Here is a 13,515-nt window from a genome sequence, read left to right as displayed (position 1 = left end):
GCCTGCTGAGCGCGCTCCCGCCGGCCGCGGCGATCCTCCTGGCCGCGGCCTGCTTCGCGCTGGCCTCGCAGGTGACGTGCACGGCGGGCTGCCCGCTGCCGGTGGGTCCGGCCTTCAGTTGGCAGGACCTGATCCACACGTCCGCCGCTGTGCTCGGCTTCGCGGCGGCGTGCGTCGCGATGCTCCAGCTGGCGACGACACGGGAGCGTCCTGCTCTTGCACGCCTGTCGCTCGCGGCCGGGATCGCGGTGGCGGTGGTCGCCGGCACAGGAGGGATCCTGTCGCTGCTGCGGGTCTGGCTCCCGCTCGGCGGCACGCTCGAGTTCGTCGCGACGGCGATCGCCGTGCTGTGGCTGGCGGCCGTGGGCCTGGTGCTCGCCGTCGAGGAGCTCAGCGCTGCCCGAGCCAGTCGCGCACGTGGCCGCGGATCCGGTCCTGCTGCTGCGCGAAACCCTCATCGCGCGACGGCACCCGCTCGAGGTCCGCGCCGGGGAGAGCGCTAGCCCACGCCTCCGCGACCGCGACCGGATGCACCGGGTCGCGCTCCGCCGCGATCACCAGCGTGCGGGCGATCACCTCGCCGAGCTCGGCGGAGTCGCGGTAGGCGGCGTTGCGCGGGACCTCGGCCAGGCGGACGGCGCGTTCCTGCGCGAGCGGAGAGCGGAACTGCAGAGTGAGCACCTCCGCGGACGCGGGCGAGACCTCGGCGGCACGCGCGAAGAGCCCGGAGGCGCGGAACATCCGCTCGCCGCGCTTCGGACCGTGATCGTGCAGGAGCTGAGCGATCACGGGGAACACCGTGAGATTCTCGGGCAGCGGCTCGGCGGTGAAGGCGGGGCGGACGAACACCGCTCGGTCGATGGGTAGCACCCGGCGCACGGCAAGCCGCAGGCCGAGGGCGGCGCCCATCGAGATGCCGAGCACCGTGAGCGGCTTGTGCGCGGCTCCGGCCCGGACCACCTCCTCGGTGACCTCGTCCGCCAGAGACTCGAGGGCGAAGTCTCCGGGCGCGCCCTCGACCTCGGAGGCACCGTGCGCGCGGACATCGGGGGCGATGACCTCGGAGCCGACCGGGAGCGCCGATCGCAGCAGCCCGAGCGGCTGGGAGCGGTCGCCGCCCAGGCCGTGCAGGAGGAGGACGGTCACCGCACGCCGCGCGGGTTCTCTCGTGCAGCTCGGCCATCAGCATCCCGGCCAGGCGGACGAGCACGTGGATTTCGTTCTCGTCGCGGTCGACCCAGCGGCACTGCGGCTCGTCGTCGATCGGCACGAAGTCGCGATGCTGCTCCCAGACGACCAGCGTCCGCTCGGCGCCGAGGACGTACTGCTGCCAGAACACCTGGCGCAGGTAGTGGCGGGGAATGCTGCGCCACGGCTTCGTCGTGGTCTTGATCTCGCACAGCTCAAGCCGTCCGTCGTCGCGCAGCCCGATGCCGTCGGGGGTGGCGAGGTGGCGGCGCTCCTGGCTCGCGTGGAAGAGGGTGCTGCTGGGCTCGATCGCGTGCTCGCTCCGCACCCAGGCGGCGATCTCCGGCTCGCGGGCACGGCCGTGATCGGTGAAGGCGTTGCCGCCGAAGCCGGTGCCGTAGAGCTTGTCGAGCGCCGCCCTACCGATCGCGGCGGGGGAGGAGAGGCGGGCGACGTCGGTCGCTGTGATGCCGCGGGAGCGGGCGCGGAGCCAGGCGACGCGGTCCGAGGAGTCGGCGACGACCCTCCGGAGGTGCGGGGGCTCGGCGTCCACGAAGACGGGCTGAGTCTCCCAGGGGAACGAGAGCTGCAGATCGGGCACCGATTCATTCTCTGCTCGATCGCTCGCAGCGCCGAATCGGCACGCCGCGCGTCCGTGTCGATCCGCGAGGCGGCCGGCGCCTCAGGCGGCGAGGAACGCGTCGACCTGGGCGCGCGAGAGGAGGTGGCGGCGCACCATCAGGGCGCTGCCGCGCACGCCTCCGCCCTGGGCCGCGGCCTGCACGATGTCGAGGGAGCGGGTCGCCAGCGCAAGGGAGCGGCGGTAGACCACCTCGCGCACGCCGGCGAGGACCTCGTGGCTCGCTTCTGCGACGCTGCCGCCGATGACGATCACGGAGGGGTTGAGCAGGTTCACGCAGGTGGCGAGGACCTCGCCGATGTCGCGGCCGGCTGCTCGGGTGAGCTCGACGGTCATCGGGTCGCCCGCGGTCAGCAGGGTCACCACGTCCGAGGTGGAGGAGGCGTCGCGGCCCGCCTCGGCGAGGCGGCGGGCGATGGCCGAGCCGCTCGCGATCGCCTCGAGGTCGGCCTCGCCGCGGTCTCCCGGCACCTGCACGTGGCCCAGGTCGCCCGCGGCTCCGAGCGCACCACGCTGCAGTCCGCCGCCGCTGACGATCCCGGCGCCGATGCCGGTGGAGACCTTCACGTAGAGGAGGTCGTCCACGTCGGGGTAGTGGTCCGCGTGCTCGCCGAGCGCGAGCAGGTTGACGTCGTTGTCGACCAGCACGGGAACGGGCAGGCGCCGCGCGATGAACTCGGGGATGTCGAACCGGTCCCAGCCGGGCATGATCGGCGGCTTGACCGGGCGACCGGTCGCATGCTCGACAGGGCCCGGCACTCCGACTCCGACGCCGGCGAGCGGCCCGGCCTCGGGCGTCCTGCCGAGGAGCGCGGCGGCGACGTCGAGGGCGTGACCGAGCACGGCGAGCGGGCCGTCCGCGATGGCGATAACCTCGCGGCGCCGGGCGAGGACGCGCCCGTCGAGATCGGTGAGCGCGACCACGGCGTGGGCGGCGCCGAGGTCGATCGCGAGGAGGCTGCGCGCGTCGGGGTCGAAGGCCACCCGGGCGGCGGGTCGGCCCCCGGAGGAGGGAGCGTCGTCTCGCCGGGCGATGAGGCCGGAGGCGGTGAGTACCTCAAGCTGCGCCGAGACCGCAGCGCGGGGCAGGCCGGTCTCGGCGACCAGATCTGCGCGGGTGCGCGGGGCACCGTCGGCCAGGAGCAGCAGCATCTCGCCGACCGCACTGACAGAGGATCGGCGGGCCGGTGGCATGGCGAGAGTCAACCACAGGGCCTCTCTTCTGCGCGCCGGAGCCCCGACTTCGCGTACCCCTCCCGAAGGAGTTTTGCTTGTAGGCGAGCAAAAGTCGGCGTAGGGTCGGGAAACCATTGTCCGACGTCGATCAGGAGCCCCGCCGGTGGCCACACCCTCAGACCTCTCAGTCCAGCTCCGCGAGCCGCTCGCCGCAGACCTCCCCGCCACGCTCGACCGCCTCGCGGGCCTGGGGTCGGCTCACCGCTACGTCTCGGGGCTCGGCGCATGAACGGCGCGGGCCGCGTGGGTGTCGGCGTGATCGGCGCCGGCACTATCAGCACGCAGTACCTGACCAACCTCACCGTGTTCCCGGACCTCGAGGTGCTCTTCGTGGCCGACATCGATGTGGAACGAGCGGAGGCCCAGGCCGAGGCGTTCGGGGTCCCCGCCTCGGGCAGCGTCGACGAGCTCCTCGCCCACGAGGGCATCGAGATCGTCGTGAACCTCACGATCCCCGCCGCGCACGTCGAGGTCGCGCGCCGCGCGGTCGAGGCCGGCAAGCACGTCTGGACCGAGAAGCCGTTCTCGCTCGACCGCGAGAGCGGCCTCGAGCTGCTCGCCCTGGCGAAGGAGAAGGGCGTGCGTGTCGCGACCGCGCCCGACACCTTCCTCGGCGCCGGGCTGCAGACCGCGCAGCGCGTCATCGAGAGCGGAGCGATCGGCACGCCGCTCTCGGCACTCACCCTGTTCCAAGGCCCCGGCCCCGAGGCGTGGCACCCGAACCCCGAGTTCTTCTTCGCGCCGGGCGGCGGCCCGCTGCTGGACATGGGGCCGTACTACATCACCACCCTCGTGCAGAACCTCGGCCCCGTCGAGAGCGTCACCGCGGTCTCCTCGCAGGCTCGGGCGAGCCGCATCGTCGGCTCCGGACCCAAGGAGGGCACCGAGTTCCCGGTGACCATCCCGACGCACATCGGCGGACTCCTGCGCTTCGAGTCCGGCGCCTCCGCCCAGGGCGTGTGGAGCTTCGAGTCGAGTCTGCCGCGCACCGGCTTCGTCGAGATCAACGGCACGGAGGGAACCCTCGTCCTCCCCGATCCGAACATGCACGACGGCGAGCTCACACTGCATCGCCGCGGCTCCGAGGAGCCCGAGGTCATCGCGGCGACGGGCTCGACCGCCTCTCGCGGCACCGGCGTGCTCGAGCTCGCCCGCGCGATCCGGGCCGACCGGCCAGAGGCGGCCTCCGGCGAGCTGGCGTACCACGTCACGGACGTGATGCTCTCGCTTCTCGACGCCGCCGAGAACGGCGAGAAGGTGCTCGTCACGAGCACAGTGGCGCCGCGACCCGCGCTCCCCGAGAACTGGGACCCGGGCGAAGCGACCCTCGCTTGATGGACGCACCTCTGCGCGCGGGGGTGCTCGGCGGAGGCTTCATGGCCGCTGTGCACAGCCGTGCGGCCCGCAGCGCCGGCGCGGTCCTGGCGGGAGTCGCCTCCTCCAGCCCCGCGAAGGGCGAGCGGGCCGCCGCCGAGCTCGGATTCGAGCGCGCCTACCCGGACGCCCGCGCCCTGATCGAGGACGAGAGCATCGACGTCGTGCACGTCTGCACGCCGAACGCGACACACGCCGAGCTCGCACTCGCCGCGATCGAGGCGGGCAAGCACATGGTGTGCGAGAAGCCGCTCGCCGCGACTGTGCAGGAGGCGCAGGCGCTCGCCGATGCCGCGTCGTCGGCCCGCGTGGTCGCGACAGTCCCCTTCGCCTACCGTTTCCACCCGATGGTGCGCGAGGCACGGGCCCGGGTGGCGGCGGGCGAGACGGGCCGGCTCGTCACGGTGCGCGGCAGCTACCTCCAGGACTGGCTGCTCGGCGCCTCGGACGACGACTGGAGGGTCGACCCGGCGGTCGGCGGCCGCTCGCGCGCCTTCGGCGACATCGGCTCGCACCTCGTCGATCTCCTCGAGTTCGTGACCGGCGAGCGGATCGGCTCGCTCGCCGCGATCACGAGCACCGTGCACGCCGAGCGCGGCGGTCGCCCGGTCGAGACGGAGGACGTGGCCGGAGCAATCGTGCGGCTCGAGGGCGGCGCCGTGGGAACGCTCCTCGTCTCGCAGGTGACCGCGGGGCACCGCAACGAGCTGGTGCTCGAGGTCTCGGGGCTCGAGGAGTCGCTGCGCTTCGAGCAGGAGCTGCCGGAGACGCTCTGGGTCGGTCGCCGTGGAAGCGCGGTGCTGGTGCCGCGCGACGCGTCGATCCTCGCTCCCGATGCCGCACGGCTCTCGATCGTGCCGAGCGGACACCCGATGGGCTATCAGGACGCCTTCACGGCGTTCGCCCGCGACACTTACGCCGCCGTGGCGGGGAACGAGGTCGCGGGTCTGCCCACCTTCGACGACGGCCTGCGCGCGGCGCTCATCACCGAGGCCGTCCTCGACGCGGCGGAGACCGGTGCCTGGGTCACCGTGCCCGCCGCCGACGACCGGACGGAGGTCGCCGCAGGAACGACGAGAAGACGTACGCCGTGACGCATCCCTGACGCTGTTCACCGGCCAGTGGGCCGACCTGCCCTTCGAGGAGGTGGACCGCCTCGTCTCGGAGTGGGGCTACGACGGTCTCGAGATCGCGGCCTCGAGCGTCCACCTCGACCTCCAGCGCGCCGACCAGGACGACGCCGACGTCGCCTCGCGGCTCGAGATCCTCGACCGGTACGGTCTCGAGCTCTTCGCGATCTCGAACCACCTCGCCGGTCAGGCGTCTGCGACGACCCGATCGACGTCCGCCACCGGGCCCTCGTTCGCGACGACACCTGGGTGACGGCGAGCCGGAGGGGGTGCGTCAGCGGGCGGCCGAGGACACGAAGCGCTAGGCCCGCGTCGCCCGCACGCTCGGGGACCGACTGCACGGCGCGAAGGAGGCCTGGGCTACATCCGCTCGCTGCGCTGGACGACGCCGACCGCCTCATTCGACGCCGCCCTCTCGAACCAGTAGCCGCCCGGCTCAGTCGGCGGACCTGGCGGCGCGCTCGGACTTGATGCGGGCCTGCTCACGGCGGACCTCGGCGTAGCGGTTCTGCTCGACGCGCAGCCACTCGGGGACCTCGTCGAGCAGGGCCTGGATCTCGGGAGTGGTCAGCGCCTCGGTGACGCCGCCGCGGGCCAGGCCCGAGATCGAGACGTTGAGCCGGGAGGCGATGACGGAGCGCGGGTGCGGCCCCTCCTCGCGCAGCTGCACGAGCCAGGCGGGCGGGTTCGCGACGAGCTCGTCGTACTGCTCGCGGGTGATCGCCGACGCCTGGAACTCTGCGGGGGTCGCGGGCAGGTAGACCTGTAGCTTCTTCGCCGCGGTCGCAGCCTTCATCGTCTGTGTCGCCTTGGCCATGCGGCAACCCTACCGGCGCCGCGCGGAGCACCTACCCTGGGGGGATGAGCGAGCACCCCGGAACCGGCGACCACCAGGGGGCTGCGGAGGCGGTGCCCGACCACCCGGCGACGGTGCCGGACGGCGCCGACGCCTCCGCCGGGCCCGCGCTGGCGATCGCCCTCGTCGCGGGCGTGACCCCCACCACCTGGACCCGCGTCTGGGGCCACCGGCGCGCCGATCTGCCGTTGCGCATCACCGTCGTGACCGAGCGCGAGCAGGAGGAGGCGCTGCTCGCGGGTCGCGCGCAGCTCGCGTTCGTGCGCGGCGGCCTCGCCTCGCCGGCCCTGAGTTCGATCCACCTCTACGACGAGCAGCCGGTTGCCGTCCTCTGGCGCGAGCACCCGCTGGCCGGGGCCGAGGAGCTCGCCGTCGCCGACCTCGCCGAGGAGCACCTCCTGCAGGAGCCCGCCGACGTGCCGGAGTGGGCCGCCGTCGCGTCCGAGATCGCCGACGGCTCGCGTCGCCCGCTGCCCCGGATGGCGGGTCTCGATGACGCCGTCGAGCAGGTCGCTGCCGGCGTGGGTGTGCTCATCGTGCCCCAGTCCGTCGCCCGCGTGCACGGCCGCAAGGACATCAGCGCGGTGCCCGTCTCGGGCGTCGCGCGCTCGTCCGTCCGGCTGGCGTGGGTGACGGCGGAGAAGGGGGACGATGTCGAGGACTTCATCGGTGTCGTCCGCGGCCGCAGCGCGAACACGACGCGCGGGACAGCCGCGACTCCGAAGGTCGAGTCGCGGGCCAAGGCGGCGAAGGCCAGGGCCAGGGAGGCGCGCGAGAAGGCCGGGCGCGCGGGCGGCGGGAAGAAGAAGCCGGCCCGCGCGAAGGCCTCGGCGCCCGCGGTCCGGCGCACCAGGAAGCCCCGTGGGCGCTGAGCCGACCTGGACACTCCGCCCAGCGACACAGGCCGACGCGACCGCGATCGCCGAGCTGCGCGCGGTGGTCATGCGACCCTCCCTCGAGGCACTCGGCCGCTACGACGAGCACCGGGTACGGAACCGCTTCCTCGAGGGCTACCGGCCTGAGCGGACGCAGGTGATCGAGGTCGACGGCGTCTTCGCCGGGAGCATCGCCGTCCGACTCGAGGGCGACGCTGTCTGGATCGAGCACTTCTACCTCGCGTCGCACACTCAGGGCCGCGGCATCGGCGGCGCCGTGCTGCGCCGGGTGATGCGGGAGGAGGCGCGCCAGGGCCTGCCCTTCCGCCTCGACGTACTGAAGGGCAGCGCTGCCCGGCGGCTCTACGAGCGGCACGGCTTCCGTTTCGAGCGCGCCCTCGAGTGGGACGACATTCTGTCGGCCGCACCGCGGGAGTCGTGAGCGCGCGGTCTCTCGCGAAGAACCGAGCTGCACGCCGACCGAGGCCCGTCGGGCGATCGAATGCCTCTTCTCGATGCGCTCGATCATCCCCTTTTCGGAGGTGTCCTGTCGTGTACCGTCGCGATCATGTCTCGTTTCCTTGCGCGCTTCGACAAGGGGCGTCCACGGCCATCCCTCCACCAGATCGAGAAATCTCTGATGCAGTTGTTGGAGCCGGCTGCGCAGCGTTCGGCCACCGATCTCTTCGTGCTCACGCAAGGCTTGCCCGCTCAGGCTTCGTCGAAGAGCGAGTTCTACGAAGTGACCTTTGTGCAGTTCCTCTACCAGTACCTGATGATGTCTCCCGCTTTCAGGGAGTACAGGGTCGGATGGGAAGTGCCCTACGCGTCAGGGGCTGGCAACCCGAAGCGGGTCGATGTCGTCCTGACCCCTCGCGGAGGAGGCGCCCCGATCCTCATTGAAGCCGGACGCTTCTCGGTTCAGAAGATGAAGGACGACTCGGCGAAACTGCGAGACCTTCGCTCAGGAGTGAAGCGGGTTCCGGGGGTCAAGCGCGTTCTGCTGTACTGGATCGGGAATGACGCTCCGAAGAATGCGGGCAAGACCCGTGAGACGGTCCGGAAGCCGATGACCAACCGCGCGAGTCGGAGGGCTGTCGGCGCGGCGCACGTGAGGCCGCTCTGGGTGATGGGAATCGATCTGCACGCTCATGCGGGTGAGGAGTCGACCCAGTTCACTGCGGTGCTGATCGAAGTCCTGCCCTAGCTGGATGTCCTCGCGGTGTGACGCGGTGTGTCGCGCCCGAGCGCGAACGCCGAGCCGCCGATTCTCCCGGAATGCCCGGCTAGGGTGCGCTCATGCCCACGAGCGATGAGACCTGGACCCTGGCCGAGCACGATGTACCGGTGTACCGGAGCGGAGAGGGCGGCCGCGCGCTGATCCTCATCCACGAGGTGTGGGGGGTCGACGGCCATATCCGCTCGGTCGCCGACCGGTACGCCGCGGAGGGCTACAGCGTGATCGCGCCGGAGCTGCTCGCCGAGAGTGGGCTGCTCGAGCAGCTCGACGAGGAGCAGCGGGCGGACTACGACCACCCGGTGCGTCGTCTGCCTCGCCAGGTGGAGCTGCGCACGTTCTTCGCTCCCGTCTTCACTCCGGAGCACGGCACGCGGACTGTCGCGATCCTTCGCGCGCTCGTCGAGCGGCTGCTGCGTCAGGAGGGGATGACGAGCGTCGCGGTGACGGGCTTCTGCTACGGCGGCACCTTCTCGTGGGCCCTCGCGCTGGCCGAGCCGCGCCTGGCGGCGGCGGTGCCCTTCTACGGGCACGTCACCGCCTCCGCGCAGGAGCTGGCGGCCCTGCCGGTGCCGGTGCTCGCGTTCGTCGGCGATCAGGACGCGCCGCTCGTCGAGCAGGTGCCGACCATCCGGGAGGCCACGGCGGGCAAGGACGTGGAGGTGGTGGTCTACCCGGGGGCCGGGCACGCGTTCTTCAACGACGCGAACGAGCAGACGTACCAGGCGGAGGCGGCGACCGACGCGTGGCCGCGGGCGCTGGCGTTCCTGCGGGCCCACTCCGCCTGAGCGGGCGTCCGGGACCGCCGCGGCCTCGGCGGTGGCCGGCCTGGGTGGCGACCGCGGCGTCGGGAAGCGCGGACTGGAACGAGCATGGTGTCCTTCGATCACGGGGAGCTCGGGATCGCTCGATGACCGACCGTCGGAAGCACGCCTCTGCGGCTCGTCGCCACCGGCGACGGGCTGTCGATGAGGCGGCGCTCGTTGCGGCACCGGGGCCGTATGCTCTCCCGCGGTGAGCGGAGGCAGCCTTCTCGCCCGGGAGGAGGAGATCATGACGATCGAGGTGCAGCGCGCCTACGCGGAGCGCGCCGAGGAGTACTCGGCCGCGCTCGGATCGATCGAGGCCATGCATCCGGAGGACGTGGCCCGGATCACCGGCTGGGCGGCGGCGGTCGCGGGCCCGCTCCTCGACGCCGGATCCGGCCCCGGGCACTGGACAGACCTCCTCCGCCACCGCGGGAGCGACGTGACGGGGATCGAGCTGGTCCCCGAGTTCGTGGACTCCGCCCGTCGACGGTTCCCGCTCGCCGACTACGACGTCGGCGATCTCCGGAGCCTCCCCTACGAGGACGCGCGGTTCGCGGGTGTCCTCGCCTGGTACTCGGTGATCCACACGCCTCCCGAGCAGTGCCCGCCGCTGTTCCGGGAGCTCGCCAGGGTGCTGCGCCCCGGCGGCTCCCTGCTGATCGGCGCCTTCCTCGGTCCGTCGGGCGAGCCCTTCAAGCACGCGATCACCGGGGCCTTCTTCTGGTCCGAGCGGGGGCTCTCCGACGCGCTGGCCGCCGCGGGACTCGAGGTGACGGAGTCGCACTCGCGCTCCACGCCGCCCGCCCGCCCGCACCTCGCCGTCGTCGCGCGGATGCCTGCACCGCCTGATCGCGGCGGGCCGGCGCCCTGCCGCGGGCGGGCCCCTCGGTCGTAGGCTCGCGCTCATCCGCAACCGGGGGAGGCGCCGAGCATGACCGCGACATAAGAGACCAGCGCCCCACCCGAGCTGAAGCGCGTGCTCGGCCCGAAACTGCTGCTGCTGTTCGTCGTCGGCGACATCCTCGGCACCGGCATCTACGCGCTGACAGGCCAGGTGGCGGCCGAGGTGGGAGGCGCCGCATGGCTGCCGTTCGTGATCGCCTTCGTCGTCGCGACGCTGACCGCCTGCTCCTCTCTCGAGCTCGTCACCAAGTTCCCGCAGGCCGCGGGTGCCGCCCTCTACGCGCACAGGGCGTTCGGGATCCACTTCGTCACGTTCCTGGTCTGCTTCACCGTAATGGCGAGCGGCATCACCTCGGCCTCCGCCGCCTCCGATGCGTTCGCGAGCAATGTCGCCACCGGCTTCGGACTCGGCGAGGCCGCCGCAGATGCTCTACGCCTCGTTCGAGGACATGATGCTGCTGATCGCCGGCCCTCGCGTGGGCACGTCGACCTCCCTCGTCATCCCCGCGATCATGGCCGCGCCCGGCGCCGTGGTCACGACGTCGAACAAGCGGGACGTGCTCGACGCGACCCGCGACGTGCGCGCCGCCAAGGGCCACGTGTGGGTGTTCGACCCGCAGCGCGTCGCGTTCGAAGACGCGACCTGGTGGTGGAACGCCCTCTCCTACGTCACCGACGACACCAAGGCCGCGAAGCTCGCGACGCACTTCGCCTCCGGCACCCCGGCGATGAACGCGAAGACCGACGCCTACTTCGACGGCAAGGGCCAAGAGCTGCTGTCCGACCTGCTGCTCGCCGCCGCGGCCGGGAACCCGCTCAGGTCTGCGGAAGTCATCTTCTCTTCATCAGGGTGCGCCGCCATGGCCGGACAGCCTCATGCTTCTGCGCGAGGAGGGACTGGTGCAGATCGTCCCGTCGCCCGGCAGCTTCGTCTCACGCATCGATCCGGAGCGGGTCGCTGAGCCTCAGTTCATCCGCGAGGCAATTCAGTTCTCCGTCCCTCAAGCTGAAGCGAGGGATCAACTTGCACGCGAAAAGCAACCATCAGCCGGTGACAAGGGCGCCGAGAACGGCGGAGGCACTCGAGGCCAGGGCGAGGAACACGGCGGGGATCACGGTCAACCTGTGGCGGGCATCGACCACGATGGCGCCGACCATCAGAATCGCGAGGGCGGCTCCGGCGACCTGGGCGAGCACCGGCGCGACGCCGGTGACGACAGGGAGGATCAGCCCGAGTCCCCCCAGGATCTCGGCCGCACCGATCAGCCTCACTGTCGACGGTGAGAAGTCGTCCACCCACACCAGACCGTTCTCCTTCAGGGCGGCTGACGTGCGGACGAGCTTGAGAAGGCCCGAGCCCACGAAAGCGAGCGCGGTGAGTCCGGCGATGATGAAGAAGGCGATGATCACGGGAGGCTCCTGGGCGTGCGGTGGGGTGCTGGGAGAGGGGGTAGCCGGTGACGGCGCGGGGGCCGCGTCGCGGGCGCTCGCGGGTCGATGCGGTGCCGGATCATGCGCTACTGGGCGCGCAGTTCGGGGTAGAGAGCCTCGATCGGAGCGGCGAGTCCGGCCTTCACCTGTCGGCTGAGCTCGTCGGCGACGATCTCGTACTCGTCCCGTTCGACGCCGTCGAGGACCGCTGTCACGAGGTCCGCGGGTCGCATCTTGGCGTCGTCGGTGTGGGCCGCCATCGCAGTGTCGACGTATCCCATGTGCACGCCGGTCACGTGGATGCCGCGAGGAGCGAGTTCGAGCCGGAGCGAGTTGGTGGCCGACCAGATCGCTGCCTTCGAGGCGCTGTAGACGCCCGCGCCCGCGTACCAGCTGGCGACCGAGTGGATGTCGATCAGGGCAGCGTTCTCCGCCTCGGCGAGGATCGGCGCGAACGCCCGAGCCACGAACAGCGGAGCGAAGAAGTTGATCTCCATGTTCTGCCGCACGGCCTGCTCGTCGATGTCGAGCAGGCTGGCGGTCGGCGGCAGGCCCCCGGCATTGTTGACGACCACCGTGACGTCGGCGGCGACGGCGGCCGCGGCGTCGATCGACGCGGCGTCGGTCACATCGAGTGTCAGCGGCACGATGCGGGAGTCGTCCCAGGTGCGAGGGATGCGGGCGGAGGCGTAGACCTTGGCGGCGCCGCGCGCGAGTGCGGAGTGGACGAACTGGGTGCCGATGCCTCCGTTGGCTCCGGTGACGAGGACGACGGCGTTGGTGAGAGAGGGCATGGGTTCTGCTTTCCGTGTGGGGGTGAATGGTGGTGACTAGGGCTGTAGTCGCTACTGCGCCGCTCCGATGCGGCCCGTGCGCAGCGCCTCCGCGTACTTCTGCGGGTTCAGCAACGCGAGTTCGCCGGTGCTCTGCGTGTCGGCGATGTAGCCGAGCATCCGGTCCTGGGCCTCCTTCTGCTGGTCGCGGACGAGGAACTCCGCGTGCTCGTACTGCAGGCCCTCCTTCAGTGGGAGGGAGGCGCCGAAGTAGAGCGAGCGCTTGACGGCGCCGAGAGAGCCCTTCGCGCGCAGGCTCAGGTACTCCGCGCGCTCGACGGCGCGCGCGAGGACGTCCTGCTGCGGGACCACTTCGTCGACGGCGCCGAGCTCGAGCGCCTCGGCGGGCGTGAACGGCCTGCCTTCGAGGACCGCGGAGAGGGTCTTCTGGGTGCCGATGAGGCGGGGCAGACGCTGGGAGCCGCCGCCGCCCGGGGTGAGTCCGAGCAGCACCTCGGAGAGGCCGATGACGTGGTCGCCGTCCGCCATGATGCGCAGGTCGCAGGCCCACGCGAACTCCGCGCCGATGGCCAGGGCCGAGCCGTTGAGCGCCGCGATGAAGACGGTGCCGCTCGCGTTCATCTTCAGGAAGGTCGCGTGGATCTCGTCGAGCTGCAGCAGGGTCTTGAGCGGGGACCTCCGCGCGAGCGTCCGGAGGACGGGTGTCCTGTTGATCGCCGTGGCGAGGCGCGCGACCAGGCCGGCGGTCCGTGTGCCGATGGGAGGGAACCCGACCCCGCCCTGCTGGAGCCACGTCACGTCGGCGTGGCTGAGGAACCGGTCGGGGTGCGCGCCGGTGAAGACGACGGCGCGGATGTCCGGATCCCTGTCCGCTCGATCGACCAGTTCCTTGAGCTCCCTGGCGATGGCGACGTCGAAGAGAGCGTGCGGCCCTCCGTCGATGCGGGCGACGAGGACTGCACCGCGATCGTCGATGTCGAGGTGGCCGTCGGGACGGGCGACTTCCCGATCGGTGGTGGTAACAGGTGTTGTGGTCATGGTG

General features: G+C 71.7%; 16 protein-coding genes and 3 pseudogenes. 12 read left to right on the top strand and 7 right to left on the bottom strand.

Annotated features, from left to right (window positions below):
• Window positions 1-71 precede the first annotated feature (71 nt).
• The gene (locus ACH61_RS19200) at window positions 72-503 is read left to right on the top strand and encodes a DUF998 domain-containing protein (RefSeq protein WP_413784015.1); all 432 of its coding nucleotides are present in this window, start codon (window positions 72-74) and stop codon (window positions 501-503) included.
• Here ACH61_RS19200 and ACH61_RS01595 read toward each other — a convergent pair.
• The 3 genes and pseudogenes from ACH61_RS01595 to ACH61_RS01585 form a co-directional block, all read right to left on the bottom strand.
• Entirely contained in the window at window positions 391-1,146 is a 756-nt protein-coding gene (locus ACH61_RS01595) for an alpha/beta fold hydrolase (RefSeq protein WP_068207774.1), read from the bottom strand. The two genes, ACH61_RS19200 and ACH61_RS01595, sit on opposite strands and share 113 nt — an antisense overlap.
• Window positions 1,147-1,159: 13 nt before the next feature.
• Window positions 1,160-1,741: pseudogene (locus ACH61_RS15960) on the bottom strand (YqaJ viral recombinase family protein); the annotation flags it as partial.
• Window positions 1,742-1,870: 129 nt separating this feature from the next.
• Window positions 1,871-3,022, bottom strand: coding sequence for an ROK family protein (locus tag ACH61_RS01585; protein ID WP_068207765.1), 1,152 nt, complete (start codon window positions 3,020-3,022; stop codon window positions 1,871-1,873).
• Window positions 3,023-3,167: 145 nt separating this feature from the next.
• Here ACH61_RS01585 and ACH61_RS18785 point away from each other — a divergent pair, with 145 nt between their 5' ends.
• The 4 genes and pseudogenes from ACH61_RS18785 to ACH61_RS01570 form a co-directional block, all read left to right on the top strand.
• On the top strand, window positions 3,168-3,293 hold the full coding sequence (locus tag ACH61_RS18785; protein WP_269085047.1) for a hypothetical protein: 126 nt from the start codon (window positions 3,168-3,170) through the stop codon (window positions 3,291-3,293).
• Window positions 3,290-4,399: a Gfo/Idh/MocA family protein gene (locus tag ACH61_RS01580; protein WP_068207762.1), complete on the top strand. Its 1,110-nt coding sequence runs from the start codon at window positions 3,290-3,292 to the stop codon at window positions 4,397-4,399. The genes ACH61_RS18785 and ACH61_RS01580 overlap by 4 nt, the downstream gene beginning before the upstream one ends.
• Window positions 4,399-5,532: a Gfo/Idh/MocA family protein gene (locus ACH61_RS01575; protein ID WP_068207761.1), complete on the top strand. Its 1,134-nt coding sequence runs from the start codon at window positions 4,399-4,401 to the stop codon at window positions 5,530-5,532. Before ACH61_RS01580 ends, ACH61_RS01575 begins: the two co-directional genes overlap by 1 nt.
• Before the next feature lie 7 nt (window positions 5,533-5,539).
• Window positions 5,540-5,870, top strand: a pseudogene (locus ACH61_RS01570) (sugar phosphate isomerase/epimerase); the annotation flags it as partial.
• Between the two features lie 134 nt (window positions 5,871-6,004).
• Here the strand turns inward: ACH61_RS01570 and ACH61_RS01565 are convergent.
• Window positions 6,005-6,385, bottom strand: coding sequence for a DUF5997 family protein (locus ACH61_RS01565; RefSeq protein ID WP_068207759.1), 381 nt, complete (start codon window positions 6,383-6,385; stop codon window positions 6,005-6,007).
• Window positions 6,386-6,429: 44 nt separating this feature from the next.
• Here ACH61_RS01565 and ACH61_RS18065 point away from each other — a divergent pair, with 44 nt between their 5' ends.
• The 7 genes and pseudogenes from ACH61_RS18065 (at window position 6,430) to ACH61_RS19190 (ending at window position 11,210) form a co-directional block, all read left to right on the top strand.
• Window positions 6,430-7,296 (top strand): LysR substrate-binding domain-containing protein, encoded by an 867-nt coding sequence (locus tag ACH61_RS18065; protein ID WP_082844925.1) that lies wholly within the window; start codon window positions 6,430-6,432, stop codon window positions 7,294-7,296.
• Complete coding sequence (locus ACH61_RS16660) at window positions 7,286-7,741, top strand: GNAT family N-acetyltransferase (RefSeq protein ID WP_068207758.1); 456 nt, start codon at window positions 7,286-7,288, stop codon at window positions 7,739-7,741. Before ACH61_RS18065 ends, ACH61_RS16660 begins: the two co-directional genes overlap by 11 nt.
• Before the next feature lie 60 nt (window positions 7,742-7,801).
• The gene (locus tag ACH61_RS01550; RefSeq protein WP_132504744.1) at window positions 7,802-8,506 is read left to right on the top strand and encodes a hypothetical protein; all 705 of its coding nucleotides are present in this window, start codon (window positions 7,802-7,804) and stop codon (window positions 8,504-8,506) included.
• Between the two features lie 92 nt (window positions 8,507-8,598).
• Window positions 8,599-9,324, top strand: a complete 726-nt coding sequence (locus ACH61_RS01545; protein ID WP_068207751.1) for a dienelactone hydrolase family protein — start codon at window positions 8,599-8,601, stop codon at window positions 9,322-9,324.
• A gap of 226 nt (window positions 9,325-9,550) precedes the next feature.
• On the top strand, window positions 9,551-10,240 hold the full coding sequence (locus ACH61_RS01540; RefSeq protein ID WP_236713488.1) for a class I SAM-dependent methyltransferase: 690 nt from the start codon (window positions 9,551-9,553) through the stop codon (window positions 10,238-10,240).
• A gap of 72 nt (window positions 10,241-10,312) precedes the next feature.
• Window positions 10,313-10,657, top strand: a pseudogene (locus tag ACH61_RS19195) (amino acid permease); the annotation flags it as partial.
• Window positions 10,658-10,673: 16 nt separating this feature from the next.
• On the top strand, window positions 10,674-11,210 hold the full coding sequence (locus ACH61_RS19190; protein WP_068207746.1) for a type IV secretory system conjugative DNA transfer family protein: 537 nt from the start codon (window positions 10,674-10,676) through the stop codon (window positions 11,208-11,210).
• A gap of 82 nt (window positions 11,211-11,292) precedes the next feature.
• On the opposite strand, the gene ACH61_RS01530 is transcribed toward ACH61_RS19190, so the two are convergent.
• The 3 genes from ACH61_RS01530 to ACH61_RS01520 all read right to left on the bottom strand — a co-directional run bounded on the left by ACH61_RS01530 (window position 11,293) and on the right by ACH61_RS01520 (window position 13,511).
• Window positions 11,293-11,658 carry a DoxX family protein gene (locus ACH61_RS01530; RefSeq protein WP_068207743.1) on the bottom strand — a complete coding sequence of 122 codons (366 nt, stop codon included), beginning with the start codon at window positions 11,656-11,658 and terminating at the stop codon, window positions 11,293-11,295.
• A gap of 107 nt (window positions 11,659-11,765) precedes the next feature.
• Window positions 11,766-12,473: an SDR family oxidoreductase gene (locus tag ACH61_RS01525; protein WP_068207740.1), complete on the bottom strand. Its 708-nt coding sequence runs from the start codon at window positions 12,471-12,473 to the stop codon at window positions 11,766-11,768.
• A gap of 51 nt (window positions 12,474-12,524) precedes the next feature.
• Window positions 12,525-13,511 (bottom strand): enoyl-CoA hydratase/isomerase family protein, encoded by a 987-nt coding sequence (locus ACH61_RS01520; protein WP_068207737.1) that lies wholly within the window; start codon window positions 13,509-13,511, stop codon window positions 12,525-12,527.
• Window positions 13,512-13,515 lie beyond the last annotated feature (4 nt).

It is taken from the genome of Rathayibacter tanaceti (genome assembly GCF_001634385.1).
Taxonomy (GTDB): domain Bacteria; phylum Actinomycetota; class Actinomycetes; order Actinomycetales; family Microbacteriaceae; genus Rathayibacter; species Rathayibacter tanaceti.
The sequence above is the reverse complement of the archived record's forward strand: the minus strand, read 5'-3'. Positions and strand labels throughout refer to the sequence as shown.

Excerpts from the sequence above, each read along its gene's own strand:
- ACH61_RS01575 (WP_068207761.1), top strand. The coding sequence starts at position 4,399 with ATGGACGCACCTCTGCGCGCGGGGGTGCTCGGCGGAGGCTTCATGGCC.
- ACH61_RS01565 (WP_068207759.1), bottom strand. The coding sequence starts at position 6,385 with ATGGCCAAGGCGACACAGACGATGAAGGCTGCGACCGCGGCGAAGAAG.
- ACH61_RS19190 (WP_068207746.1), top strand. The coding sequence starts at position 10,674 with ATGCTCTACGCCTCGTTCGAGGACATGATGCTGCTGATCGCCGGCCCT.
- ACH61_RS01550 (WP_132504744.1), top strand. The coding sequence starts at position 7,802 with ATGCCTCTTCTCGATGCGCTCGATCATCCCCTTTTCGGAGGTGTCCTG.
- ACH61_RS01545 (WP_068207751.1), top strand. The coding sequence starts at position 8,599 with ATGCCCACGAGCGATGAGACCTGGACCCTGGCCGAGCACGATGTACCG.
- ACH61_RS18065 (WP_082844925.1), top strand. The coding sequence starts at position 6,430 with ATGAGCGAGCACCCCGGAACCGGCGACCACCAGGGGGCTGCGGAGGCG.
- ACH61_RS01585 (WP_068207765.1), bottom strand. The coding sequence starts at position 3,022 with ATGCCACCGGCCCGCCGATCCTCTGTCAGTGCGGTCGGCGAGATGCTG.
- ACH61_RS01580 (WP_068207762.1), top strand. The coding sequence starts at position 3,290 with ATGAACGGCGCGGGCCGCGTGGGTGTCGGCGTGATCGGCGCCGGCACT.
- ACH61_RS01525 (WP_068207740.1), bottom strand. The coding sequence starts at position 12,473 with ATGCCCTCTCTCACCAACGCCGTCGTCCTCGTCACCGGAGCCAACGGA.
- ACH61_RS01520 (WP_068207737.1), bottom strand. The coding sequence starts at position 13,511 with ATGACCACAACACCTGTTACCACCACCGATCGGGAAGTCGCCCGTCCC.